This window comes from Sphingomonas sp. KC8, assembly GCF_002151445.1.
In the GTDB taxonomy this organism is placed as follows: Bacteria; Pseudomonadota; Alphaproteobacteria; order Sphingomonadales; family Sphingomonadaceae; genus Sphingomonas_E.
In genome coordinates, this window is sequence record NZ_CP016306.1 from 1,729,977 (window position 1) to 1,756,019 (window position 26,043).

A 26,043-nucleotide genomic window follows, 5' to 3' on the forward strand; every position below is an offset into this window, starting at 1 on the left:
CGGCTTACATGGGTTTTGTAAGGAGAACGGGTCGATGCAATTTCTGCGCACCCTTTTCTGGGTCGCGATCGCGGTAGCCGCGGTCATTTTCGCGACACGGAACTGGAATACGGTAACGATCAATCTATGGGGCGGCCTTCAGGCGGATGTTAAGCTTCCGGCGCTGATATTCGGCGCGTTCCTGATCGGCCTTCTGCCGCCCTGGATTCTCCACCGCGCGACCCGCTGGTCGCTGCGCCGCCGCCTGGAAAGCAGCGAACGCGCGCTCGCCGAAGCCCGCGGCTATGACAGCGCAGCGCCCGCCACCACGCCCGTACTGGCCGATGCCGCCAGCCCCATCCCCGTTCCCCCGGCCGTATCATGACCAGACCCATCTATGTCGCGCTCGACACGCCGGATTTCGAAAAGGCCAAGGCGTTGGCCATGCGCGTGCGCAACCATGTCGGCGGCATCAAGCTGGGGCTGGAATTTTTCTGCGCCAACGGCCGCGCCGGGGTGAAGGAAATGGCGGCGCTCGATCTGCCGATCTTCCTTGATCTGAAACTCCACGATATCCCCAACACCGTCGCCAAGGCGGTGCAGGCACTGCGCCCGCTCAACCCGGCCATCCTCACCATCCACGCCGCCGGCGGCCGGGCGATGATGGAAGATGCCAAGGCAGCCGCCCCGGCGGGCACCAAGGTCGTCGCGGTCACGATGCTCACCAGCCTCGATGCCAGCGACATGACGTCGATCGGCCTCGATCCCGATCCGATGGCGCAGGTCGAACGGCTCGCAGGCCTTGCCCGCGATGCCGGGATCGACGGCATCGTCTGTTCGGGCAACGAAGTCGCCGCCGCCCGGCGCATCTGGCCCGATGGTTTCTTCGTCGTCCCCGGCGTTCGCCCTGCCAATGGCGATCTGGGCGATCAGAAACGCGTGATGACCCCGCGCGCCGCCCTCGACGCCGGCGCATCGGTGCTGGTGATCGGCCGCCCGATCACCCAGGCCGAAGACCCCGACCACGCCGCCCGCGCGATCGAAGCGACACTATAGGCCGCCGAAGGGTGGCAACCGGCCGCCCTTCAAGCCCGCGCCCCCAAATCCTGCCTTTCTGGACCCGCCGGCATCGCCCTCGGCGCGTGCGCTTTCCTATCGACCGTCATCCCCGCGTCCCTCTCCCCTCCCTGGAAGGGAGGGGTCGGGGGTGGGTCGCGAGCGAAGCGAGCTTCCCCGGCCTATGCGCTGATCGCCTGCGGCGACACCCACCCCCAGCCCCTCCCTTCCAGGGAGGGGGGGGGGAAACAGGGCTAGCGTCCACTCCCCCCGACAAAGCGGCCTTCCCGAATCCCCACGCTCCACCCCAATATTTCAATCTTAAATATTTCATGCTTGAAGTTTCTCGCCATCGGCCTATCCTCCCGTCATATCCAGCATTACGAAGAAGGGCCGATCATGAGGATTGCGTGCGTGGGCGGCGGGCCGGCCGGTCTCTATTTCGCCATCGCGATGAAGCTCAAGGATCCCGGCCACGATATCACCGTGTTCGAACGCAACCAGCCAGACGACACCTTCGGCTGGGGCGTCGTCTTTTCCGATCAGACGATGGACAATCTGAAGGCGGTCGATCCGGTCAGCGCGCAAACGATGATCGACGAACTGGCGCATTGGGACGATATCGACGTCGAAATCCACGATGGCGAAAAATCCAGCAAGGTCAGTTCCAGCGGCCACGGCTTCATCGGCATCGGCCGCAAACGCCTGCTCAACATCCTCCAGGCCCGCGCCGCCGAACTGGACGTCGATCTGCGCTACGGGGTCGAGGTGGATGCCGATCCGCAATCGGAACTGCTGCGCGATTTCGATCTGGTCATCGCGTCCGATGGCCTCAACAGCCGCTTCCGCACGCGCTATGCCGATCATTTCCAGGTCGATATCGATGTGAAGCGCAACCGCTTCATCTGGCTCGGCACGCACCAGAAGTTCGACGCGTTCAAATTCCTGTTTCGCAAGACGGAACAGGGCTGGATCTGGGCGCACGCCTATCAATTCTCGCCCGATTGTTCGACATTCATCGTCGAATGCGATCCCGAAACCTATGATCGGTTCGGTTTCGAACATCTCAGCCAGGATGAAACCTGCCGTATCTGCGAGGATATTTTCAGGCCATGGCTGGGCGGCCATGAACTGATGACCAACGCCCGGCACATCCGCGGATCGGCCTGGATCAATTTCCCCCGCGTGATCTGCCACAACTGGCATTATCAGAACGTCATCCTGCTCGGCGATGCCGCGCACACCGCGCATTTCTCGATCGGATCGGGCACCAAGCTGGCGCTGGAAGACGCGATCAAGCTGGCCGATGTGCTGGGGGATGACAGCCGGCCGCTGGCCGAAGGCCTCGTCCATTATCGCGAGGTCCGCCAGCTCGAAGTGCTCAAGCTGCAAAGTGCGGCGCGCAACTCGACCGATTGGTTCGAAACGCTCGATCGCTACCTGCCGTTCGAACCGATCCAGTTCGCTTATTCGCTGCTGACCCGCAGCCAGCGGGTCAGCCATGAAAATCTGCGGCTGCGCGATCCGCACTGGCTGGCCGGGCTGGAACGCTGGTTTGCCGAACGTGCCGGTGTCACCGGCGATACCCCCACCCCGCCGATGTTCACTCCGTTCAAGTTGCGCGGGATGACGCTGGCCAACCGTATCGTCGTGTCGCCGATGGCCACCTATTCGGCGGTCGATGGCCTGCCCAATGATTTTCACATGGTCCATTATGGTGCCCGCGCGATGGGCGGGGCCGGGCTGGTCTATACCGAAATGACCTGCGTTTCCCCGACCGGGCGGATCACGCCGGGCTGCCCCGGCCTGTGGAACGATGAACAGGCCGCCGCCTGGGGCCGCATCGTCGCCTTCGCCCATGAACGCAGCGGCGCGAAAATGTGCCTCCAGCTCGGCCATTCGGGGTCGAAAGGCTCCACCCGCATCGGCTGGGAAGGGATGGATGAGCCGCTTGCCGCCGATAATTGGGATCTGATCGCCGCATCCGATGTCGCGTGGAGCGCAAGCAACGCCACGCCCCGGCCGATGGCCCGCCCCGACATGGATGAAGTGCGCGATCAATTCGTCGCCGCCACCCGCCGCGCGGTCGACACCGGGTTCGCGATGGTCGAACTGCATTGCGCCCATGGCTATCTGCTGTCCGGCTTCATCAGCCCGGTGCAGAACCGGCGCACCGACGAATATGGCGGCAGCCTCGAAAATCGTCTGCGTTTCCCGTTGGAAGTGTTCCGGGCGATGCGCGCCGCCTGGCCGGTCGATCGGCCGATGGCCGTGCGCATTTCCGCGCATGACTGGGTTGGCGAACAGGGCGTCACCCCGGATGAAGCCGTCGAAATCAGCCGTGCCTTCATCGCCGCCGGGGCCGATCTGATCGACGTGTCCGCCGGGCAGGTCGCGAAGAACCAGAAGCCGGTTTACGGCCGCATGTTCCAGACGCCATTTTCGGATCTGATCCGCAACGAACTGCATTGCGCGACGATGGCGGTGGGCAATATTTTCGAGGTCGATCACGTCAATTCGATCCTTGCCGCCGGCCGTGCCGATCTGTGCGCGCTGGCCCGCCCGCATCTGATCGATCCGCACTGGACGCTGCGGGCAGCCGCCGAACAGCGCTACGCCGCACCTCCCGTCCCCCCGCCTTATGATGCCGGCTATCGACAGCTGGCGACGAATCTGGAACGCGCAGCCCAGATGGCAATGCTGGTCTGAGGGGACGGATGATGGGCGAAACACCAAGGCATGCGGTGGTAACGGGGGGCGGCAGCGGGATCGGCCTCGCCATCGCCCGCGCGCTGCTTGATGCCGGCCATGCCGTCACCATCATGGGCCGCGATCAGGCCAAGCTGGAAGCCGCCCTTCCCGACGCGCGCGCGATTATGTGCGACGTTGCCGACCCCGCCGATGTCGAACGCGCCTTCGCGGCTGCTGTCGTGGCGTCCGGCCCTGTCGCGATCCTCGTCAACAATGCCGGCGTCGCGCCGTCGGCGCCCTTTGCCAGAACCAGCACCGCCGATTGGCGCCAGTGTCTCGACGTCAATCTGATGGGCGCGGTCCACGCAATCCAACAGGTGATCGGACCAATGCAGGTGCTGGATGGCGGCCGGATCATCAACATCGCCAGCACCGCCGCGCTGAAAGGTTACGCATACGTAACGGCTTACACCGCCAGCAAGCACGCCCTCTTGGGCCTCACCCGCTCGCTGGCTTTGGAGAATTCCGGTGACAAGCTGACGATCAACGCGATCTGCCCCGGCTTCGCCGATACCGATATCATCCGCACCTCCGTCGCCCGCATCGTCGCGAAGACCGGCCGTTCCGAAGCCGAAGCCCTCGCCACCTTCACCGCCGCCAATCCCCAGCAACGATTGATCGATCCCGACGAAGTAGCCGGCACCGTGCTGTGGCTCGTCTCCGATGCCGCCCGCTCCGTTACCGGGCAGGCGATCGCCATCGCCGGCGGAGAAGTGATGTGAGCGACGCGCCTCCCCCGATCATCGAAAAGCATGGCGGCGCCCCGCATTCCAAGCGTTCGCTCCGCCTCTGGCTCCGCTTGCTGTCCTGCTCGACGGTGATCGAAAAGCGCATCCGCCAGAATCTGATCGACCGGTTCGACACCACCCTCCCCCGCTTCGATGTACTGGCAACCCTCGACCGCGCACCCGATGGGCTGACGATGGGCGAACTTTCGACCGCGCTCCTCGTATCGGGCGGCAACGTCACCACCGTCGTCGCGCGGCTGATCGATGACGGCCATGTCGAACGCATCACCAGCCAGCTCGATCGCCGCAGCATCACCGTCCGGCTGACGGCGCAGGGCCGCGCCGATTTCCGGGCGATGGCCACCGCCCACGAAGGCTGGGTGGAACAATATCTGTCCGATCTCAGCGACGCCGACATCGATGCGTTGCTGGACGGCCTCAATCGCGTGCGCGCATCCGTCGAAAGGAACAAGGCATGACGTTCGATCCCACCACCTTTGCGCCCACCCATTTCCGCTGGGCCTTCGCCGATGGCGTCGCCACCGTCACGCTCGACAAGCCGTCGCAGAAGAACCCGCTGACGTTCGAATCCTATGCCGAACTGCGCGATACCTTCCGCGCGCTCGTCTATGTGCCGGCGGTGAAGGTGGTGGTGGTCACCGGCGCCGAGGGCAATTTCTGTTCGGGCGGCAATGTGCACGACATCATTGGTCCGCTGACGAAAATGGCGATGCCCGAACTGCTCGCTTTCACCCGCATGACCGGCGATCTGGTGAAGGCGATCCGCGGCTGCCCGCAGCCCGTGATCGCCGCGATCGACGGCGTGTGCGCGGGTGCCGGCGCGATCATCGCAATGGCATCCGATCTGCGCATCGCCACCCCGCGCGCCAAGGTCGCCTTCCTGTTCACCCGCGTCGGGCTGGCCGGGTGTGACATGGGCGCCTGCGCTATCCTGCCCCGGATCATCGGCCAGGGCCGCGCGTCCGATCTGTTGTTCACCGGCCGCACCCTGGGCGCCGATGAAGGCGAACGCTGGGGTTTCCACAACCGCCTCGTCGAACCCGAAGCCTTGCTCGACGAAGCGCTCGCCACCGCCCGCGCGCTCGCCGCCGGCCCCACCTTCGCCCATGGGATGACCAAGACCCAACTCAACATCGAATGGAATGTCTCCATCGAAACCGCGATCGAAATGGAGGCACAAGCGCAGGCGATCTGCATGCAGACGCAGGATTTCACCCGCGCCTATGATGCCTTCGTGGCCAAGCAAACGCCCGTCTTCGAAGGGAATTGAACCATGGCCGACACCAGCTTTCTCGACTGGCCGTTCCTCGACCAGCATCATCGCGATCTCCACACGCGGCTGTCGGGCTGGTGCCAGACGCATGAAGCGGCGCTCCACCACGAAACCGGCGATGTCGAGGCCGATTGCCGGACGCTGGTGAAGCTGCTCGGCCGTGCCGGCTGGCTGCGCCTCGCCGTGCCGGCCGCGTTCGGCGGGCTGACCGAAAAACTCGACGTTCGTTCGCTCTGCCTGACGCGGCAGACGCTGGCCTACCATTCCGGCCTCGCCGATTTTGCCTTCGCGATGCAGGGACTGGGCACCGGCGCGATCAGCCTGTTCGCGACAGATGTGATCCGCGAACGCTATCTGCGTCGCGTCGCCCGTGGCGAACTGATCGCCGGATTCGCTCTCTCCGAACTGGAAGCCGGATCGGACGTCGCCGCCATGGCCACCACCGCGACGAAGGTTGCCGGCGGCTACCTGATCAACGGCGAAAAGACGTGGATATCGAACGGCGGCATCGCCGATGTCCTCACCCTGTTCGCCCGTACCGGTGAGGCGCCCGGAGCCAAGGGTTTATCCGCCTTCGTCCTCACCACCGACACGCCGGGTTTCGAGATAGTCGAACGGATCGACGTGATCGCCCCGCATCCCCTGGCAACATTGCGTTTCACCAATTGCTTCATTCCGGACGATCACCTGCTCGGTGGTGCGGGCGATGGTTTTCGCATCGCCATGGCGACGCTCGATATTTTCCGGTCGACCGTGGGCGCGGCGGCCCTCGGTTTCGCGCGTCGCGCCGCTGACGAAGCGATGCACCGCGCGTCGACCCGCCAGCTGTTCGGCGCACCGCTCGCCGATCTGCAAATGACTCAGGTCGCGCTGGCCGACATGGCCCTCGCCAACGACACCAGCCAGTTGCTGATCCTGCGCGCGGCATGGGCCAAAGATAACGGGCAGCCGCGCATCACCCGCGAAGCTGCGATGGCCAAGCTCCACGCCACCGAAAGCGCCCAGGCGACGATCGACAAAGCCGTCCAGATCTTCGGCGGCATGGGTGTCAGATCGGGTGTGATGGTCGAACGCCTTTATCGCGAAATCCGCGCGCTGCGCATCTACGAGGGCGCAAGCGAGGTGCAAAAGATCGTCATCGCGCGCGCAGCCCTTCAGGCGCAGTAAGCCGGTCAATCAGGAAGAAAAACTACCATGCGAACATTGCAACCCGCAGGCTGGCCACGTCCGAAGGGCTATGCCAATGGAATCGAGGCCGCCGGCCGCACCATCTTCGTCGCCGGCCAGATCGGCTGGGATGAAACCGAAACCTTTGTCGCCAGGGATTTCGCCGGCCAGTTCGAACAGGCGCTGCGCAATATTCTGGCGGTGCTGGCGGAGGCCGATGCCGGGCCGGAACATATCGTCCGCCTCACCTGGTTCATTACCGACAAGCAGGCATATCTCGCCAATGCCAAGCAGGTTGGCGCGGTCTATCGCGAGGTGATGGGCCGCAACTTCCCGGTGATGTCGGTGGTCGAGGTCCGCGCGCTGATGGAAGACGAAGCGCTGCTCGAAATCGAAGCCACCGCCGTCATCTCCTGATCATTGGTCGGCGGACGGGGGGATCAACCCCACCCGCCGCCAGCCTTGATCCACCGATCCACCTTCGCTTCCAGCACCGCCATCGGCAGCGCGCCGGTATCCAGCACCTGATGGTGATAGTCGCGCACGTCAAAGCGTGGTCCCAGCGCCTTCGTTGCCCGTTCGCGCAGTTCGCGAAACTTCAGCTCGCCGATCTTGTAGGCGCAGGCCTGGCCCGGATAGGAAATATACCGGTCTATCTCGACCGCCACATCGCGCGGCGCCATCGATGTGTTGGCCAGCATATAATCAATCGCCTGCTGACGGCCCCACTGCTTGGCGTGGATGCCGGTGTCGACCACCAGCCGCACAGCGCGCAGCATTTCCATATCGAGATGGCCGAACCACTGCATCGGATCACCGAACATCCCCAGTTCCCGCCCCAGCGATTCCGCGTACAGCCCCCACCCCTCGGTATAGGCCGTGGACGCGCCATTGCGCAGCAGCGGCGGCAAGGCGGTATTTTCGCGCGCCAGGGTCAGCTGGAAATGATGGCCCGGAATGCCTTCATGCAGTGTCAGCGTCTCCAGCGTCGGAATTGGCCGGGTGTTCAGCATCGACATGTTGAAAAACAGGATACCCGGTGAAACGCCATCCGGTGCGCCCGGACGATAATAGCCGGTGCCCCGCTGATCGCCGAGTGCGGGTAACGGACGCACCTCGAACGGCGCCTTCGGCCGATCGTGGAACAGCGTTGGGATGGCCGGCCATATCTTCGCTTCGATCGCCTTGAAACGCGCCAGAAGCTCATCCGGCTTGGTATAATAATATTGCGGATCGGTGCGGACATGTTCGAAAAAAGCCTTCAGATCGCCTTTGAAGCCGACCTTCGCGCGCACGGCCTCCATCTCGCCGCGAATGCGCGCCACCTCGCTCAAACCCAACATATGGATGTCGTCAGCCGAACGCTGCGTCGTTGTATGGCGCGCGAGATCGCGGGCGTACAGCGCCGCGCCATCCTTCATCGCCCAGCGCCCCGGCGCGTCGGTCGCCGCCGGCAGATAGGTGTCGCGCAAATATCGCTGCCACAAGCGATAGCCCGGATAGACGCGATCCGCGATCACCGTGCGATAGGCGGCGGTAAGCCGTGCCCTGTCCGCAGCCGACATCGCATCCGGCATCCGCTTGACCGCCGCATAGAATGGGCTGTCTTCCAGCGGCAAGGCCAGCATCGCATCGACCTGCGCGATCACGTTCGCCACGATCACCTTGGGCTGAACATATCCCTCGGCCAGCCCCAGCCGCAATCGCGCGATGCTGTTATCCAGAAAACCGGCAAACCCTTCGAGCCGCTTCAGCCCGTCTTCATAATCCTTGACGGTGGCAAAAGGGGCGCCCGCACCCGAAACGAAATCAGGCAGCTCCACCTGTAATCCGAACGACGCATCCAGCGGCGCCTTGCGCTGGACTTCGAACAGGCCGCTTTCGAACAGTTCCAGCGTCTGTCGCGTCCGATAATCGAATACGTCGTAAGCGATTTGATCCGCCGGCGGCAGCGCATTCCGGTCTATGGTGCCAAGGGTCGCCAGTTCGCCGGTTTTGTTCGCGCGCAACGTCGTCGCGTAAAAATCGCTCAGCGGATCGACAAAGATCGGCCCGCCCTTGCCGGCCGTCGCCAGTGGGTCAAGTGCTGCATCGGCCGCCTCGCTCGCCTCCAGCAGCGTGCGCAACCGCGCCGAACTATCCTCACCCCGCGCAATGGCCGGCGCGAATGGCACGGCGGCACTCGCCGCCATCAGCCCCAGCGCGTGCCGTCGCGAAAAACCGGATTGATCGTCGCGCATATCGCTCGTCCTTTTAAGTGCTTTCCGGCCAATCCTGCTGGAGAAGAAGGAAAATGCAATCCGAACGGCCACACCATTGCGGTGTCGGGATGCGCGTCTTCAAGCGCGGATTCACACGCAATTCGGGGAGTTTCTTGTTCAATACGGAACATTATGTCAGATATGTTGCATTTGCCGCAATGATATCGCGGACGCTTGCGCATTGTGCCGCACAGCCGCATTCCGCCAATATTCATCCCGTAATCGCCATCGGGGTCCACCTTCCGGCGCGTCCTATCTGAGGGGTCAGCATGAAATATTCGCGTTTCACCATCGCACTGGCGGCGTCGGTTGCGTTTGCGGCGTCCGCGTTCGCGCAGACCCCGGCCAAGCCCGTCACCGCTCTTGTCGGCGGGAACGTCGTCGCGATCGACGGCGGCGCGCCCATTACCAACGCAACCGTGCTGATCGAAGGCGAACGGATCGTCCAGGTCGGCCCTGCCGCCTCGGTTACGGTGCCGGCCGGCGCACGGGTTGTGCCGATGGACGGCAAATGGCTTGCCCCCGGCCTGATGAACATGCACGTCCATTTCGGTCTCAAGTTGCCGGGCAAGAACGGCAACGAACTGATCAACGAAACCGACGCCGAACAAGCCCTGCGCATGGCGAACAACGCGCGCCTGACCTTGGCGGCCGGGGTGACGACAGTGCGGCTGACGGCCGAAGATCATGGGATCGACTTCGCATTGAAGCGCGCCATCGCTGCGGGCCAGGCTGTCGGGCCACGCATCGAATCCGCCGGCGAGTTGATCGTACCCACTGGTGGCCATGGGTTCCTCGAAGTCGATGGCGCCCCCGAATTTTCAAAAGCCGCCCGCACGCAGATCAAGCGCGGCGCCAGCTGGATCAAGATCGCCATTTCCGGTGGCATTTCCGATACCCATGGCAGCATCTCCGCCGCGCCGATGACCGACGATGAATTGTCGACACTGATCGAAGTCGCCCATCGCAACGGCGTCAAGGTGACGGCGCATAACGGCTCCACCGAAGCAGCGCTTCAGGCCCTGAAATTTGGCATCGATTGCTTCGAACATGGCTATCACCTCAACGATGAGGTGCTGAAGCAGATGAAGGCCAAGGGCGTTTGGCTGGTGCCGACGATGGTCGTCAGCCAACCCGGCGCTTATGAATTCTACAAGAAGATCGGCTCGCCCGACTGGTATCTCGATCGCGTCGCATCCACGGGGAAAGATCATTGGGCGATGATGCAAAAGGCCGTCAAAATGGGGATCAACGTCGCGCTCGGCACCGATCAATTCCCCTACGAACCCAATGATGGCACCACGGCCACCGTGGCCGAGGCCGAACTTTACGTGAAAGCCGGGATGACATCGCTGCAAGCCTTGCAGGCCGCGACCATCCAACCAGCGCGGATGCTTGGCCTCGACAAGGATGTCGGCCGCATTCGGGCCGGCCAGTACGCCGACATCGTCGCCATGCCGGCCGATCCGACGAAGAATATCAGCGCATTGCGCGGCATCGGCTTCGTCATGAAAGGCGGGACGATCTATCGCGACGACAGCGATCCGGCGCGGATCGATCGCTGACAGCAGCACCTGGCCGACCCGCGTGAAACAATTCGCCGCCGTGACCCCCGTGTCGCGGCGGCGATGCCATATTCGGGGTGGCTTTCGCTGCGTTCGCAACATGGAGCCGCATCGCGGCAGGCCGGAACAACGCACCTGCGCTTATTTGCGTTTCACGCAATGATCTCGACTTTGTAATGCCGTTGCAACAACACTGTAACTGATCGACACTCCCTCCAACAAGACGCCGCACCAAGCGGTCTGGGTCATGATATTGAGGGGGCTTGCGATCATGAGAAAGCTTACCGTTCTTGCTTGCGCAGCCGTGGCCGCATTCGGCCTCATTGCTCCTGCGCAAGCCGAAAAGCCTGCAACCGATGCGCTTTCAAAGATGTTCATCTGGTGGAACCAGGCATTCAAGACTCCGGGCGCCTACACCCCGGAAAATTTCGCCCGCCACTTCACGCCGGATGCAACGCTGGTGCTGGAAGGCCGCACCGTGATCAATGGCGTCGACCAATGGGCGACGCATTTTCAGAAAATTCAGGCCAGCGGCAGCGATGTCGAAATCGTCGTTCCGTTCAAGGAGGTCTTCGAAAAGGATGGCCTCATCTATAATTACCACGTGATCCGTTCACGTCGCGATGGCCAGGTGGGTTGCGCGCTCGCCGCCGGTCACGCGGTGCTGCGCGGTGGCAAGATCGCGTCGATCGTCCTCGTTCGCCATACGCTGGATCCGGCGAAGGAACCGCTCGATCCGCAATGCTGGACCAAATGAACAAATAAGGCGGCGTTCCAGGCAGAACGCCTCCCACAAAACACATGAGGAACACGGTGCCAACGGAGCAGTCTCCGGGGCGTACGAAGGGGATTTTGAAACTATGACGGGTGCATCCAAATTTAACGGCGCGAACCGCTTTATCGGGCGGACCGCACTGATCGCGTTGGCGGCGGGCATCGCGGCTACACCGGCGGCCGCCCAGGAAGCTGGCGCCGCCAATCCGGACGATATCATCGTCACGGCACAGCGCCGTTCGGAATCGATCCAGAACGTGCCGATCGCCATCACCGCCGTCACGGCGGATACGCTCAAGAAGCAGAACGTCCAGAGCGTCGAGGATTATTTCGCGCTGACGCCAAACGTCAGCTTCCAGTCCAACGGCTCGCGCGACCGCAAGGATCTGGCGATCCGCGGTATCTCCAACCAGCTGAACCCCTATGCCGACGTGCGTCAGGCTACCTCCGCGCTTTATATCGACGATTTCAACATTTCGGCGGCCACCAGCAACCCGCAGATCGTCGATCTGGAACGGGTCGAAATTCTGCGCGGTCCGCAGGGCACCTATTTCGGCCGCAACTCGGTCGGTGGCGCCATCAACGTCAGCACCAAGAAGCCGGTCAACCAGTTCGAGGGCGAACTCGCGCTCGATTATTCGAGCTTCGATACGAAGCGTGTGCAGGGCGCGCTGAACGTACCGATCATCGATGGCATCCTCGCCGTTCGCGCGTCGGGCCAGTATGAAAAGTCCGACGGCAACATCAAGAATATCAACCCGATCGGCGGCGGCAACGACAGCAAATTCTACACCGGCCGTATCCAGGCCCGTTTCACGCCAACCGACGCCATCACCTGGGATTTCCTCTACAACTATTCGAAGGAAACGCTGGGCATGCGCGCCGGCGTGCCGACCGGGTTCGTCACCCGCACCTGGGCCGGTGCCTATTACGGCTTGCCCGCCGGCTATGTCGGCGATCCCGATGGTGTGGGCTTTTTCCCCGAAAACGACAATCGCGTGAACTTCAATCGTCCACAGAGCGTCGGCACCAAATATGATTATATGACGTCGCGCCTGCAGTGGGATCTCGATGTCGCGACACTGACCGCCGTGGTTGGCCATCTGAAGGCTGATGTCTTCAACTATGGCGACGTCGATGGCGGCAGCCGCGACTTCTTTTACGAAGATCTGAAGCTCACCCGCAAATCGACCAGCGGCGAAGTTCGCCTGCAATCGAATGGCAAGAACTTCCTCGATTGGAGCATCGGCACCGCATACGGCAAGGACTCCGGCGTCACCGACCAGAGCACCTTCAACGGTTCGGAAATCACCTTCGCCTGCCCTGGCGGTTTGCCGTGCGAAGGGCTGGAAGTCACCGGTCTCGATTCCAAGAGCGCGACCCGTTATTTCGCGCTGTTCGGTCAGGGAACGCTGAACTTCACCGATCGTCTGTCCTTCACCGCGGGTATCCGATATTCGTGGGAAAAGACGCGCAATGACTCGGTTGTCCGTTCGAACGCGGCTGTCACCGACGTCAACGATCGCTCGGCCGATTTCGAAGACATTTCGCCAAAGTTCACGCTCAGCTACAAGGCCAACCCGAACTGGCTGGTCTTCGCGACGGCATCGCGTGGCTTCAAGTCGGGCGGCACCCAAACCAGCTCGAACGGTTTCCTGCGCAACGAATTCGATCCGGAAACGCTGTGGAACTATGAACTTGGCACCAAGTTCGATCTGTTCGACCGGCGCGTTCGCGTCGATATCACCGGCTTTTACATGAATTGGAAGAACGTCCAGCAGACGGTCAATTTCCAGTATAATGATAACGGCCAGTTCCGCAGCATCAGCGGCATCGCCAATGCGGCATCGGCTGAAAGCTACGGCGTCGAAGGCAGCTTCGATGCGAAGATCACGACGCAATGGAGCTTGTCGGGCCAGATTGGCTACAACAATACCAAGTTCAAGGATTATCCGAACGCACTCATCAACGGAACGACGCTGAACATTTCCGGGCGTCAGCTGGTGAACGCGCCCAAGTGGACATTTGGCGCCCAGACCCAATACACCCAGCCGATCACGGATCGTTTCGATGCCTTTGGCCGCATCGAATGGAACTATCGCAGCCGTACGCTGTCGCACCCCTTCGGCTATCTCTATGCGGACTCGCCGTTCTGGGCGCCAAGCTACCACAACGTGAACCTGCGCCTCGGCGTCGAAGAAGAAAACTTCAACGTTACGTTCTACGTCGAAAACCTGTTCAAGGAAAAATACTACGCCAACGCCTATGACAAGGCGTTCTACTCGGGCGTTCAGGTTGAACCGTCCTATCGCCGCATCGGCGTGAACGTCGGATACAAGTTCTAACGAGTCCCTTGTTGGGCGGTCCCGTATGGGGCCGCCCTTCCCTTTCCTTTCGAACGCCTTTCCGAAGGGCGTCCACCTGATATGCCGGAGAATGCCATGATCAACCGTCGCCGTTTTCTTGAGGCCTCGGCGACCGGGGCATTGTTCGGGATCGTCGGCGGACCGCGGGCCGCATTCGCCCTCGGCTCAAGCGACGCTGCGCTGAACGCCATGCTCCAACGCCATGCCGACGCCTATCTCCGCCGTTCGCCCGAAGAGGCGACCGCCAACAATTATGACGTCGGCGCGAATGCCGGGCTTCGGGCGCGTCTCGACGATCGTTCGCTTGCCGCCCTCGCAGGTGACAAGGCCGCAATCGCGCTGGCCCGCGCCGATCTCGGCCGCATCGATCGCGCGGCGCTCGGCCCGCGTGCCGCGCTTGATTATGACGTTGCCGGCTTCGTCTATGACACGTTTGCCGATCTTCTCGGCCGCTACGGCTATGTCGACGGCAATCTGCGCCCCAGCCCCTATGTCGTCAGCCAGATGAACGGCGCTTATTACTGGTTGCCCGATTTCATCGGCAGCCGCCATCCGATCGAAACCAAGGCAGATGCCGACGCGTGGCTGTCCCGCCTTGTCGCGCTGGCCACCGCACTCGATCAGGAAAGCGATCGCATCCGTCATGACGCGGGCATCGGCGTCATCCCGCCCAACTTCGTCATCCAAAAGACGATCGCCCAGATCAAAGGGCTGCGCGACGGCGCCCCATTGCAATCGGCATTGATCGCGCCTGCGCTTTCGCGGATCTCGGCCAAAGGCCTTGGCGACTATGCCCCACGCGCAACCGCGATCTTCCGCGACCGTATCGCCCCGGCCCTTTCCCGCCAGATCGCCGCGCTGGAAGCCGTGGCCCCCAAGGCCGTCGATACCGCCGGCGTGTGGCGCCTGCCCGATGGCGACGCTTATTATGCGGCGGCTGTCCGATCGAACACGACGGCCGCGATCGCACCGGGCGACCTGCACAAAGTGGGCCTTGCCCAATGCCGCGAACTGATCGCCGAGATCGACACGCTGCTGAAGGCGCAAGGGATGAGCCACGGCAGTGTCGGTCAGCGTATCGCGGCGCTGAACAAGGACCCCCGCTTCCTGGTTTCCGACGATGATGCCGGGCGGGCCAAACTGATCGCGCTGGCCGAAGGGCATCTGAAAAATGTGATCGGGCGGCTGCCGCAGGCGTTCGGCAATGTTTCGGTCAATCCGATCGTCGTTCGGCGCATCCCGCCGGCGATCGAGGCGGGCGCACCCGGTGCCTTCTATGCCGAAGGCGCGCCCGGCCAGCCGGGCATCTATTCGCTCAACCTGAAAGACCCGGCGGAACATGCCACCTGGCGGCTGCCGACGCTGACGCACCACGAAGGCGTGCCCGGCCATCACTTCCAGTACAGCGTGCTGGCCCATGCGCCGGAAATGCCACTGTTCCGCAAGATGGTCCGCTTTTCGGCCTATACCGAAGGGTGGGCGCTTTATGCGCAGCAGGTGGCGGATGAACTGGGCGTCTTCGAAAATGATCCGTTCGGGCGGATCGGCTATCTCCAGTCCGAACTGTTCCGCGCGGCGCGGATCGTGGTCGATACCGGCATCCACCATGAACGCTGGACCAAGGATCAGGCGGTGCGGTGGATGGTCGAAAATGCCGGCGAACAACCGCTGGCAACCGAGCGCGAAGTGACCCGCTACGCCGTCTATCCGGGGCAGGCGTGCAGTTTCAAGGTGGGCGCCAACCGCATCGTCGCGGCGCGGGAAGCGGCGCGCAAGGCGATGGGGCCGGCCTTCGACGTGCGCCAGTTCCACGATCTCGTGCTGGAATCGGGGCCGGTGCCGCTGGCGGTGCTGGAGAAGGCGACGGCCGACTGGGCGGCTACTCCGCCCCGCTGATCATGTCGAGATTGCCCTGTAATTTGTCGAGCAGCGCCACCAGCCGATCGAAATCGCGCGGGGAAAAACCGTGGATCAGACGGGCATAGACCGGTGCTGTGATGGTGCGGGCGCTGGCCAGCTTTTCTTCGCCGGCTGGCGCCAGGAAGACATCGGTGACGCGGGCGTCATCAGGATTGGGTGCGGTGGCGACGAGGCCCGCGTTTCGCATCCGTTCGATGATCCGCATCATCGTCGACAGGTTGATCACCGCGGATTCGGCGATGTTGCCGATGCTGCGCGGGGCCATTTCGCCAAGGATCATCAGCACGCGCCAGGTGGGAACGTCGATCGCGATCGCGCGCAGGCGGGTTTCGATCAGGCGGTTGTAGCGGCTGACCGCGCGGTTGAGCAGGTAGAAGGGATATTTGTCGAGCTGGAAGTCGGCAGTGCCCGGATCGCCGAGCTTGCGGTTGTCACTCTGCTTGATACCCATTTCGTTCCCTCTCTTGCGGCGCAGGCAACGATATAATGGTTGCATATGCAAGTTAATATGACATTCTGACCCGCACAAATATTGGAGAGACGAGCATGGGCAGCGACGCAAGCCAGATCCTCACCGCCCTCGCGCAGGGCATCGCCGGCGGCGCGATCCGCACGGTGGACCTGACGCAGACGCTGTCCCCCGACACGCCGACCTTGGTGCTGCCCCCGGAATTCGGCCAATGTTCGCCCTTCGTGGTGGAAGAGATCAGCCGCTACGACGATCGCGGCGTCGCCTGGTACTGGAACAACTTCACCGTCAGCGAACATACCGGCACGCATTTCGACGCGCCGATCCACTGGGTGACGGGCAAGGATCTGCCCCATAACGCGGTCGATACCGCCCCGCCCGCCGATTTCGTCGCCCCCGCCGTGGTGATCGACATCGCGGACAAATGCGCCGCTGATCCCGATTATCTGCTGACCGTGGCCGATATCGAGGCCTGGGAAGCCCAGCATGGCCGCATTCCCCCGCGCCACTGGGTGCTGCTGCGCACCGACTGGTCGAAGCGTTCGGTGGACGATTACACCAACCGCCGCGAGGATGGCGCACACACGCCCGGACCATCGACCGAGGCCGTGCAATTCCTGGTCGACCAGCGCGACGCGCACGGACTGGGGGTGGAGACGATCGGCACCGATGCAGGGCAAGCCCATCTGCTGACCCCGCCCTACCCCGCGCACACTTTGTTCCACGCGGCCGGGCGCTACGGCCTGCAATGCCTGGAAAATCTGGATCTGCTGCCGGCGACGGGTGCGGTGATCGTGGCCGCGCCGCTGAAGATCAAGGGCGGTTCGGGCAGCCCGTTGCGCGTGCTCGCGCTCGTCGCGGGCTGAACCGATGGCTGAGCGGTCATTCAAGAAGGAAGTCGAAAAGCTGCGCATCGGCGCGGGCGAGACGTTCGAAGGCGAGGGCATCCTGGCCGTCACCAAGGGGCTGTTGCAGGCCGGCGTCGCCTATATCGGCGGCTATCAGGGATCGCCGATCAGCCATTTGATGGACGTTTTCGCCGACGCCGATCCCTTGCTGCGCGAACTGGGCGTCCATTTCGAAACGAGCGCGAGCGAGGCAACCGCCGCCGCGATGCTGGCGGCATCGGTGAACTACCCGTTGCGCGGCGCCGTCGCGTGGAAATCGGTGGTCGGCACCAATGTGGCGTCGGATGCCCTGTCGAACGTGGCATCGGGCGGGGTGACGGGCGGTGCGCTGATCATCGTCGGCGAGGATTATGGCGAAGGCTCGTCGATCATGCAGGAACGCACCCACGCGTTCGCCATGAAATCGCAGATGTGGCTGCTCGATCCGCGCCCCAACCTGACCAGCATCGTCGACATGGTGGAAAAAGGGTTCCAGCTGTCGGAGGCGTCGAACACGCCGGTCATGCTGGAATTGCGGGTGCGCGCCTGCCACGTCACCGGCAGCTTCACCGCGAAAGACAATGTGCGCCCGCCGATGACAGTGGGGGATGCGGCCAACAGCCCGCGCCGCGATACCGACCGGATCGTGCTGCCGCCCGCCAACTTCCTGCATGAAATTGAAAAGATCGAACGCCGTTGGCCGGCAGCGGTGCAATTCGTGCGCGATCGCAGGTTGAACGAACGCTTCGGCCCGGCGGCGGGCGATATCGGCATCATCGTGCAGGGCGGGCTGTTCAACACGCTGAACCGCGCGCTGGAACTGATTGGGCTTTCGGATGCCGACGGCCATGCGGAACTGCCAATCTATTGCCTGAACGTCACCTATCCGCTGATTCCGGAAGAGGTGGCCGCATTCTGCCGGGGTAAATCGGCGGTGCTGATCGTCGAGGAGGGCCAGCCCGAATTCATCGAACATGAACTGAACACAATGCTACGCAAGGCCGATATCCAGACACGGATCATCGGCAAGGATGTGCTGCCACGCGCTGGCGAATATTCGGGCGCGGTGCTGCGCGATGGCGTCGCGCAGTTCTTGCGGCAGTGGGCGCCGGCGATCGCGCCCGCCGAAGCCGCGCTGCCCGCCCCCAATGTGACGCCGCAGGAAATTCCCCAACGCCCGGCGGGCTTCTGCACCGGCTGCCCCGAACGGCCGATCTTCACCGCGATGAAGCTGGTCGAACGCGAACTGGGGCCAAGCCATGTATCCGCCGATATCGGCTGCCACCTGTTTTCCATCCTGCCGCCGTTCAGCATCGGCAATACGACGATGGGCTATGGGCTGGGACCGGCGGGGGCATCGGCGTTTCGCCCCGATGGCAAGCGCGCGATCGCGATCATGGGCGATGGCGGTTTCTGGCATAACGGGCTGACGTCCGGCATCGGCAATGCGGTGTTCAACAAGGACGATACCGTCACCCTGATCGTCGACAATGGCTATTCGGCGGCGACGGGCGGGCAGGATATCTTGTCGTCCCGCGCGACCAATCCGGTGCGCACGACCAACCACCCGATCGAACGCGCGGTGCGCGGCGTGGGCGCGGATTGGGTGCGGACGATCGACCGGACCTACGACATCAAACGGATGCGCGACACGCTGGAGGAAGCGCTGACGACCGACACCAAAGGCCCCAAGGTCATCGTCGCATCATCGGAATGCATGCTGAACAAGCAGCGCCGCGAAAAGCCGGTGCTGGCAAAGGCGATGAAGGCCGGCAAACGCGTGGTGCGTGAACGGTTCGGCGTCGATCCCGATACCTGCACGGGCGACCATAGCTGCATCCGCCTGTCCGGCTGCCCGTCGCTGACGATCAAGCCCAACCCCGATCCGCTGCGGCGCGATCCCATTGCCCATGTCGACAATAGCTGTGTCGGCTGCGGCCTGTGCGGCGAGGCGAGCCATGCCGCCGTGCTGTGCCCGAGTTTCTACCGCGCCAGCATCGTGACCAACCCCAGCCGGTGGGATCGGGTGAAGCAGCGGCTGAACGGCGCGGTGATCGGGTGGATGCAGCGGCGGATGGACGCGGCGCGCGCGATGAGGGCGTTTTGATGATGCCGGCTCGGCACACCACAAACACCCGTCATGCTGAACTTGTTTCAGCATCCATCCTTCCGCACGCGCCGTCCGCGCCTGTCGCACGATGGCCCCTGAAACAAGTTCAGGGTGACGATGAGGGGTGTGGCGACAATAGTGACGTGGTGCGCCCCCCCTACTCCCCCACCCGTCATGCTGAACTTGTTTCAGCATCCATCCTTCCGCACGCGCCGTCCGCGCCTGTCGCACGGTGGCCCCTGAAACAAGTTCAGGGTGACGATGGAATTATCGGAAAGGTCGTGGCCCAATGACCCGGCAACGCATCACCCTGGCCATCCTTGCCCTTGGCGGGCAAGGCGGCGGCGTCCTGGCCGACTGGATCCTCGATCTGGCCAAGCATGCCGGCTGGCGCGCGCAGGGCACATCGGTGCCGGGTGTCGCGCAGCGGACCGGATCGACCGTCTATTATGTGGAAATGGTGCCGCTGACCGTCTCCGCTGATCCCGTGCTGGCGCTGATGCCGGTGCCGGGCGACGTCGATATCGTCATCGCATCCGAATTGATGGAAGCCGGCCGGGCGATTTTGCGCGGGTTCGTGACCAAGGACCGCACCACCCTGATCGGATCGACCCACCGCATCTTCGCGATTTCCGAGAAAGCATCGATGGCCGATGGCCGGGCATCGAGCGAACGGATCGCGGCGGCGTGCGAGGAACGGGCGCGGCGTTTCATCGGCTTCGACATGGAAGCGACGACCGAGGCATCGGGCAGCGTGATCAGTTCGATCATGTTCGGCGCGCTGGCCGGAAGCGGCGCGCTGCCGTTCGAGCGCGCGGCGTTCGAAGCCGCGATCCGGGCCAGCGGGATCGCGATCGACAGCAATCTGCGCGGGTTCGACGCCGGATTTCAGGCCGCCGGTGCGGGCCAGAACAGCCTGCCGCCAGTCGCCGAAAATGATCTGCCGCAGCCGACGACCGCCGCCGGCCGGGCGCTGGCCGCGCGGGTGGCGACGCTGCCGGCGGCCGCGCAAGCCAATGCACTGCATGGCGTGGCCCGGCTGACCGATTATCAGGACGCGGCCTATGCCGGCCTCTATCTTGATCGTCTGGCGCCGATTGCGGCGTTTGGCGATGCGACGCTGACGGCGGAAACCGCGCGGCACCTGGCCTTGTGGATGAGTTATGAGGACACCATCCGCGTGGCCGACCTCAAGATCCGCGCCAGCCGGTTCGATCGGGTGCGCCATGAGGTGCGCGCCAAGGCCGATCAGATCGTCGGCGTGACCGAATATATGCACCCGCGCCTGCGCGAAGTGTGCGAAACGCTGCCGGCGGCAATCGGGCGCTTCATTCTGGGCAGCCCGAGGCTGTCGAAGCTGCTGGCGCCATTGTTCCGCGAAGGGCGGCATGTGGAAACGACCAGCCTGCGCTGGTTCCTGATGCTGCGCCTGCTGGCGGGCATGCGGCGGATGCGGCGTTCTTCGCTGCGCTACAGCGAAGAACAGGCACGGATCGACGACTGGCTGGGCCTGATCAGCCAGACTGCCGCGCGCGACCTTCCCCTCGCCACCGAAGTGGCGCGCGCGCAGGGGCTGGTGAAGGGCTATGGCGACACGTTCGAACGCGGCCTCGCCAATTTCGAAACGCTGATGGCGCACCTGCCGTACGTGGATGCCAACGGGCTGGCCCGGCTGCGCACGGCGGCGCTGGCCGATGACAAGGGACACAAGCTGGCCGAAGAGCTGGCGATCACGGGCATTCAAAGGGCGATTGCATGACTGACGATACCAAGATCGCGCCACGCAGCTATGCGCATCGCTGGCTGCTGCTGCTGCCTTTCATCTGGCAGGTGGCGATGGTGCCCGTCGTCAACGATATCGCGTGGCGGCCGTTCGGCCTGCCCTTCCCGATGGTGTGGCAGATGGTGGGGATCGTCATCGCGTCAACCATCATCGCCATCGTCTTCAGGATCGACAGCGCGATCGAGCCGCCCGAAGACGAAGCCGCCACGCGCCGCACGGGTGACCTCCATTGATTCTCGCCCTCACCTTGTGCGTCGTGCTGGGCACGATGGCCGGCGCATTGCTCTATGGCCAGCGGCAGGCGCGCGCAAAGACGATGGCGGAATGGGCCGTTGGCGGGCGCCGTTTCGGCGTGCTGATCTTCTGGTTTCTGAACGCCGGCGAAATCTACACCACCTTTGCGGTGCTCGGCATTTCGGGCTTTGCATGGGCCTATGGCGCGCCGGCCTATCTGGCGTTCTGTTCGGTCTCGCTGTCGGCGACGCTGGGTTACTGGCTGATGCCGCGCATCTGGGAAGCCGGGCGCAAATATGATCTGGTGACGCAGGCCGATTTCTTCGCGACCCACTATAAGGCGACGTGGCTCGGCATGGTGGTGGGCGTATCGGGGATCGCCGCGCTCGTCGTATATGTCCAGATCCAGATCGTGGCGTTGAGCCTGATCGTACGGCTGACCCTGGGGCCGGAGGTATCGCCGCTGATCGCCGCCCTGATCGCCGCCACGGTGATGCTCGCGTTCGTTTATTTCGCGGGTCTGCGCTCGGCTGCGTTCGCCGCCGGGGTGAAAGACGTGCTGATGGTGCTGATCGTCATCGGCCTGTGCGCCACCGTCGCGTCCAAGGTGGGGGCCGCGTCGATGCTCGACGTGTACCGGCTGGCGCAGGACACCCATCCCGGCATCGGCCAATTCCCCGGCCTGCAACCCGACGCCGGCCTGTCCAGCACCTGGCTGATGACATCCGCGCTCAATGTGGCGCTGGGCAACTGGATTTTGCCGCACATGTTCCAGCTGTGCTTTGCTGCCGGCAGCAAAGCGACGATCCGCCGCAACGCCATCTGGCAGCCGCTATATTCGCTATCCTATTTCTTCATCATCCTGCTGGGTTTCGGCGCGCTGCTGGCGGGCACGCAACCGGCGGGCGGCGACACCAACGCCGTGCTGCTGCAATTCGTGGCGGACAGCTATCCGGCCTGGGCGGTGGGGCTGTTCGCCGGCACCGCCTGTCTGCTGGCGCTGGTGCCCGGATCGGTGCTGCTGCTGACGGCGGGATCGATTTTCAGCCGCAACGTCGTGCTGCCGCTGCGCCCCGCAATGTCCGAACGGCAGACCCTGCTGATCACCCGCATATCAATGGTCGCCTTCGCCGGGATCGCCGTGTGGCTGACGCTGGGCGGATCGAAGTCGCTCGTCGAGATCGGCCTGTCGGCTTATGCCGCGATCGGGATGCTGGCGCCGGGCGTGTTCCTGGCATTCCTGTGGCCGCGCGCGCATGCTGGCGGCGTGTTCGCCGGGATCGTCGCCGGCTATTGCGCGCTGCTGCTGCCGCAGGCGCAGGCGCTGTGGAACCAGATCCTGCCGCAATGGGACCATGGCCTGATCGCGATGGCGATCGACGCCGCCGTAGCGATCGCCGTGTGCGCGCTGTGGCCGAAAACGGCGAAGGCCACCCTGGCCACCGCCTGAGATGGATCAGGCCGCCTCGACGGCCTGATCCGCCTTCGTCCATGTCTTGAGCTTGGCTTCCAGGATACCGAGCAGCCGCGCCGGCGCGCCATCGAGCTGACGGCCAAGCCGGTGGATCAGGCTGATCGTGCTTTCTTCCAGTTCGGCCTCCAGCAGGGGACGGGCGACCAGCGAACCTTCCTCGATCTCGGTCAGCGCCGAAATGCGCGGCAGCACCGTCACCGCCCGGCCCGCCTTGGCCGCATCGCGCATCATCTGCAGCGACGTCGTCACCAGCCGCGGTTCCAGATAGGTCTGCGCGCGCTTTTCGGCGTCGTTCAGGATCGTGCGGATGCGAAAGCCCTTGGGCGGCAGGCACAATTCGAACCCGGCCAGATCCGCCAGCGTGAGCGACGGCATGGCGGCGGCCGGGTGGCGGGGGGCGCACAGCACCATCAGCGGCTGCGAAACGGTTGCCCGCGTACGGATCTTCGGTTCGTTGGTCGTGTGGAGAATCATGCCGATATGCGCTTCATCCTCCAGCACCATCCGCACCAGATCGGTGGTGGTGCCGCTGGTCACGGTAACGGCAATGCCGGGATTGCGCCGCTGAAACCCATCGATGATCGCGGTGAAGGCTGCGCCCAGAAACCCTTCGCCGACCGCCAGATCGATCCGCCCGGTCTTCACCTCGCGCAGTTCCTGCAACTGATTCATCAGCGCTTCGCGATCGGACATCTGGTTGCGATGATATTCGAACGCCAGCCGCCCCGCATCGGTAAGCCGGATCGAACGGCGCCCCCGTTCGATCAGCGCGATGCCCATTTCGGTTTCCAGCTGGGCGATCTGCCGGCTGATCGACGACACCGCGACACCGATCTTGTCGCTGGCCAGCCGCATCGAACCGAGGCTGGCGGCTTCGTAGAAATAGTGAAGGGCGTTATCCCACATGATCGCGTGCTCCCCGGATTGTTCTGCTGTGGCCGTTCAGGCTCTGCTGGCGAACAAACTGCGCCATGTTTGCAAAATGCGCAATGATATTCGCCTTTCGTTGCCCTTGCCGCGAATGCCGGAACGTCGCAACACAGGGTAACCGGCGCCTCGTATTTCGCGCCGGCCACGCATTCTTGGGGGTGTCCGCGTTTTGACGAACAAGCGATCCCGCGTCGATTGGCGCGGCTATATTCCGGCCATCACGACACCGTTCGACGCCGCCCGCGACCTGGACCTCAAGGGGCTGGGCCGGCTGCTCGAATGGCTGCACGGCGAAGGCATGCACGGACTGGTGATCGCCGGCACCACCGGCGAATGGCCCAGCCTTTCACCGGCGGAACGCAAGCGCCTGTTTACCGCCGTTGGCCAGCAGATGCGCGGCAAGCTGCCATTGCTGGCAGGCTGCACCGCCTTCACCGCGCGCGAAGTGATCGATTTCGCCGATCATGCCGCCGACAGCGGGTTTGACGGAATCCTCGTCACCCCGCCCCCTTATTTCAAGCCGAGCGCGGACGAGATCGTCGGTTTCTACGCCGATATTTCCGCCGAAACGCGCCTGCCGATCTGCGTGTACAACTGGCCACCGGGCACGGGCATCGATATGCCGCTGGCGGTGCTGGAACGGCTGGCCGCGATCGAAAATGTCGTCGCGATCAAGCAATCGACCGGTGATCTGCGCCGGTTCGTCAGCACCTTCTTCGCCCTCAACGATACGGTGCGCGTGTTCGGTCATTCGATGGACGAACATGGGCTGGCCTTGTTGCAGGCACGCGGCGGCGACGGCACGATGGGTGCGGGCGCGGTGCTGGGCCGGGTCCATCCCGATTTCTACAACCATCTATGGGCTGGCGAGATCGAAGCGGCACGGGCCTGCGGGGCCAAGGATCGGGTGATCCTGGATGCGTGGTACACGCAGGATCTGGTCGGCCGGTTTGGTTCGGGTCCGGCCATCATGAAAGCGGCCCTGAACGCGCAAGGGTTGCCCGGCGGCCATGTGCGCGCGCCTTTGCTGGACGTATCACCCGAAGATGCCGCGCGAATCAGGGAGACTTTGGTCACGCTCGGGCGCATCTAGGGCGCCATGAAGCGGACAGACGTGCTGATCATCGGTGGCGGGCTGATAGGCTGCGCCACCGCATGGCGGCTGGCCGGAAAAGGGCTGGCCGTCACCCTGGTCGAAGCCGGCGACATCAACGCCGGCGCATCGGGCCAGAATGCCGGGTCGCTCCACTTCCAGATCGAGCGCCGCTTTATCGAAAATGGCGATGCGCTGGCCGATCAGGCGGCGCGCATCGTCGCGCTCAACCGGCTGGCGGTGGCCGACTGGCGGACGATCGAAGGTGAACTGGGCGCCGATCTGCACGTCGCGATGAACGGCGGGCTGATGGTGGCGGAAACGTCCGAACAGGTCGCCTTGCTTGAAGCCAAGGCCAGGCGCGAGGCGGCCGAAGGGCTGGCGAGCCGGCTGATCGATGGCGATGCCGCGCGGGTGATCGCCCCCTATCTTGCGCCCCATATCCTTGCCGCCTGCCATCTGCCCGATGAGGGCCATGCCGATCCGCGCAGCGTGACGCCGGCGTTCGCTGCCGCTGCGCGCGCGGCCGGGGCGACGATCCTGACCGGCACGGCGGTGCGCGGCATCGCGAAACGCGCTGGCGGGTTCGACGTCGCGGCGGGGGATGCGGTGATCCGCGCCGATCGGGTGCTGGTTGCGGCGGGCGCGTGGACCGCGCATGTCTGCGCGCTCGCCAACCTGCACATGCCGCTTTATCCGGTCGCGCTGCTGATGAATGCGACCGAACGGGCAGCGCCCGTGGTGCCGCACCTGATCCAGCATGTCGGCCGGCGGCTTTCGATGAAGCAAACCCACGCCGGCAACATCCTGATCGGCGGCGGCTGGCCATCGCGGCTGGCGCAAAAGGCCGATGGCGGGTTCGATCTGGCGGCCAAGGCCACGCTGATCGAAGCATCACTGGCGGGCAATCTGCGCGCCGCGATCGATACCGTGCCGATGGTCGGGCGGCTGAACCTGATCCGCAGCTGGACCGGCGTGACCGCGATCAGCGCCGATCAATTGCCCATCGTCGGCGCGGTGCCGCGCATGCCAGGCCTGTTCGTTGCGGGCGGCGGATCGGCCTTCACCCTGGGGCCAACCTTTGCCCGGCTGCTGGCGCGCGCGATCACCGGCGAACGGGTGGACGAACTCGACCTGCTGTCGCCGGCGCGGTTCGAACATCTCAACAGTTTCATGGGGTGATGGCGATGATGACGGCTGAA

General features: G+C 63.8%; 23 protein-coding genes. 19 read left to right on the top strand and 4 right to left on the bottom strand.

Annotated features, from left to right (window positions below; all coding sequences use genetic code 11):
- Nucleotides 1–34 precede the first annotated feature (34 nt).
- The 8 genes from KC8_RS08165 to KC8_RS08200 all read left to right on the top strand — a co-directional run bounded on the left by KC8_RS08165 (nucleotide 35) and on the right by KC8_RS08200 (nucleotide 7,392).
- The gene (locus KC8_RS08165) at nucleotides 35–364 is read left to right on the top strand and encodes a LapA family protein (RefSeq protein ID WP_010127850.1); all 330 of its coding nucleotides are present in this window, start codon (nucleotides 35–37) and stop codon (nucleotides 362–364) included.
- A complete protein-coding gene (gene pyrF, locus KC8_RS08170) occupies nucleotides 361–1,035 on the top strand; it encodes an orotidine-5'-phosphate decarboxylase (protein WP_010127851.1) in 675 nt (224 codons plus the stop codon). The genes KC8_RS08165 and pyrF overlap by 4 nt, the downstream gene beginning before the upstream one ends.
- 399 nt (nucleotides 1,036–1,434) lie before the next feature.
- Complete coding sequence (locus tag KC8_RS08175; RefSeq protein ID WP_029624820.1) at nucleotides 1,435–3,744, top strand: bifunctional salicylyl-CoA 5-hydroxylase/oxidoreductase; 2,310 nt, start codon at nucleotides 1,435–1,437, stop codon at nucleotides 3,742–3,744.
- An 11-nt stretch (nucleotides 3,745–3,755) separates the two neighbouring features.
- On the top strand, nucleotides 3,756–4,508 hold the full coding sequence (locus KC8_RS08180; RefSeq protein WP_198360973.1) for an SDR family NAD(P)-dependent oxidoreductase: 753 nt from the start codon (nucleotides 3,756–3,758) through the stop codon (nucleotides 4,506–4,508).
- Nucleotides 4,505–4,993 carry a MarR family winged helix-turn-helix transcriptional regulator gene (locus KC8_RS08185; RefSeq protein ID WP_010127567.1) on the top strand — a complete coding sequence of 163 codons (489 nt, stop codon included), beginning with the start codon at nucleotides 4,505–4,507 and terminating at the stop codon, nucleotides 4,991–4,993. The genes KC8_RS08180 and KC8_RS08185 overlap by 4 nt, the downstream gene beginning before the upstream one ends.
- On the top strand, nucleotides 4,990–5,805 hold the full coding sequence (locus tag KC8_RS08190) for an enoyl-CoA hydratase family protein (RefSeq protein WP_010127568.1): 816 nt from the start codon (nucleotides 4,990–4,992) through the stop codon (nucleotides 5,803–5,805). Before KC8_RS08185 ends, KC8_RS08190 begins: the two co-directional genes overlap by 4 nt.
- Nucleotides 5,806–5,808: 3 nt before the next feature.
- Nucleotides 5,809–6,975, top strand: a complete 1,167-nt coding sequence (locus KC8_RS08195; protein WP_010127569.1) for an acyl-CoA dehydrogenase family protein — start codon at nucleotides 5,809–5,811, stop codon at nucleotides 6,973–6,975.
- A 27-nt stretch (nucleotides 6,976–7,002) separates the two neighbouring features.
- Nucleotides 7,003–7,392 (top strand): RidA family protein, encoded by a 390-nt coding sequence (locus KC8_RS08200; RefSeq protein WP_010127570.1) that lies wholly within the window; start codon nucleotides 7,003–7,005, stop codon nucleotides 7,390–7,392.
- 23 nt (nucleotides 7,393–7,415) lie between these two features.
- On the opposite strand, the gene KC8_RS08205 is transcribed toward KC8_RS08200, so the two are convergent.
- Complete coding sequence (locus KC8_RS08205) at nucleotides 7,416–9,215, bottom strand: DUF885 domain-containing protein (protein WP_010127571.1); 1,800 nt, start codon at nucleotides 9,213–9,215, stop codon at nucleotides 7,416–7,418.
- Nucleotides 9,167–9,475: a hypothetical protein gene (locus KC8_RS20080; protein WP_198360974.1), complete on the bottom strand. Its 309-nt coding sequence runs from the start codon at nucleotides 9,473–9,475 to the stop codon at nucleotides 9,167–9,169. The genes KC8_RS08205 and KC8_RS20080 overlap by 49 nt, the downstream gene beginning before the upstream one ends.
- 30 nt (nucleotides 9,476–9,505) lie before the next feature.
- Between KC8_RS20080 and KC8_RS08215 the strand changes: the two genes are divergently transcribed.
- The 4 genes from KC8_RS08215 (at nucleotide 9,506) to KC8_RS08230 (ending at nucleotide 15,837) form a co-directional block, all read left to right on the top strand.
- Nucleotides 9,506–10,801 (top strand): amidohydrolase family protein, encoded by a 1,296-nt coding sequence (locus tag KC8_RS08215; protein ID WP_010127574.1) that lies wholly within the window; start codon nucleotides 9,506–9,508, stop codon nucleotides 10,799–10,801.
- A 271-nt stretch (nucleotides 10,802–11,072) separates the two neighbouring features.
- The gene (locus KC8_RS08220) at nucleotides 11,073–11,558 is read left to right on the top strand and encodes a hypothetical protein (RefSeq protein WP_029624821.1); all 486 of its coding nucleotides are present in this window, start codon (nucleotides 11,073–11,075) and stop codon (nucleotides 11,556–11,558) included.
- Nucleotides 11,559–11,661: 103 nt separating this feature from the next.
- The gene (locus KC8_RS08225) at nucleotides 11,662–13,920 is read left to right on the top strand and encodes a TonB-dependent receptor (protein WP_010127576.1); all 2,259 of its coding nucleotides are present in this window, start codon (nucleotides 11,662–11,664) and stop codon (nucleotides 13,918–13,920) included.
- A 96-nt stretch (nucleotides 13,921–14,016) separates the two neighbouring features.
- Nucleotides 14,017–15,837 carry a DUF885 domain-containing protein gene (locus KC8_RS08230; protein WP_037497163.1) on the top strand — a complete coding sequence of 607 codons (1,821 nt, stop codon included), beginning with the start codon at nucleotides 14,017–14,019 and terminating at the stop codon, nucleotides 15,835–15,837.
- On the opposite strand, the gene KC8_RS08235 is transcribed toward KC8_RS08230, so the two are convergent.
- A complete protein-coding gene (locus KC8_RS08235; RefSeq protein WP_010127579.1) occupies nucleotides 15,821–16,312 on the bottom strand; it encodes a MarR family winged helix-turn-helix transcriptional regulator in 492 nt (163 codons plus the stop codon). The genes KC8_RS08230 and KC8_RS08235 overlap by 17 nt on opposite strands.
- A 95-nt stretch (nucleotides 16,313–16,407) precedes the next feature.
- On the opposite strand from KC8_RS08235, the gene KC8_RS08240 reads away from it, so the two are divergent.
- The 5 genes from KC8_RS08240 (at nucleotide 16,408) to KC8_RS08260 (ending at nucleotide 22,794) form a co-directional block, all read left to right on the top strand.
- Nucleotides 16,408–17,196, top strand: a complete 789-nt coding sequence (locus KC8_RS08240; RefSeq protein ID WP_010127581.1) for a cyclase family protein — start codon at nucleotides 16,408–16,410, stop codon at nucleotides 17,194–17,196.
- Nucleotides 17,197–17,200: 4 nt separating this feature from the next.
- On the top strand, nucleotides 17,201–19,324 hold the full coding sequence (locus KC8_RS08245; protein ID WP_010127582.1) for an indolepyruvate ferredoxin oxidoreductase subunit alpha: 2,124 nt from the start codon (nucleotides 17,201–17,203) through the stop codon (nucleotides 19,322–19,324).
- A 292-nt stretch (nucleotides 19,325–19,616) separates the two neighbouring features.
- Entirely contained in the window at nucleotides 19,617–21,086 is a 1,470-nt protein-coding gene (locus KC8_RS08250; protein ID WP_010127584.1) for an indolepyruvate oxidoreductase subunit beta family protein, read from the top strand.
- Nucleotides 21,083–21,343 carry a DUF3311 domain-containing protein gene (locus KC8_RS08255; protein ID WP_010127585.1) on the top strand — a complete coding sequence of 87 codons (261 nt, stop codon included), beginning with the start codon at nucleotides 21,083–21,085 and terminating at the stop codon, nucleotides 21,341–21,343. Before KC8_RS08250 ends, KC8_RS08255 begins: the two co-directional genes overlap by 4 nt.
- Entirely contained in the window at nucleotides 21,340–22,794 is a 1,455-nt protein-coding gene (locus KC8_RS08260) for a sodium:solute symporter family protein (protein ID WP_050805466.1), read from the top strand. The genes KC8_RS08255 and KC8_RS08260 overlap by 4 nt, the downstream gene beginning before the upstream one ends.
- Before the next feature lie 6 nt (nucleotides 22,795–22,800).
- Here KC8_RS08260 and KC8_RS08265 read toward each other — a convergent pair whose 3' ends face one another.
- The gene (locus KC8_RS08265; RefSeq protein ID WP_010127588.1) at nucleotides 22,801–23,724 is read right to left on the bottom strand and encodes a LysR family transcriptional regulator; all 924 of its coding nucleotides are present in this window, start codon (nucleotides 23,722–23,724) and stop codon (nucleotides 22,801–22,803) included.
- Between the two features lie 193 nt (nucleotides 23,725–23,917).
- Between KC8_RS08265 and KC8_RS08270 the strand changes: the two genes are divergently transcribed.
- The gene (locus KC8_RS08270) at nucleotides 23,918–24,841 is read left to right on the top strand and encodes a dihydrodipicolinate synthase family protein (RefSeq protein WP_010127589.1); all 924 of its coding nucleotides are present in this window, start codon (nucleotides 23,918–23,920) and stop codon (nucleotides 24,839–24,841) included.
- 6 nt (nucleotides 24,842–24,847) lie between these two features.
- Nucleotides 24,848–26,023 carry an NAD(P)/FAD-dependent oxidoreductase gene (locus tag KC8_RS08275; RefSeq protein ID WP_010127590.1) on the top strand — a complete coding sequence of 392 codons (1,176 nt, stop codon included), beginning with the start codon at nucleotides 24,848–24,850 and terminating at the stop codon, nucleotides 26,021–26,023.
- Nucleotides 26,024–26,043: the final 20 nt, after the last annotated feature.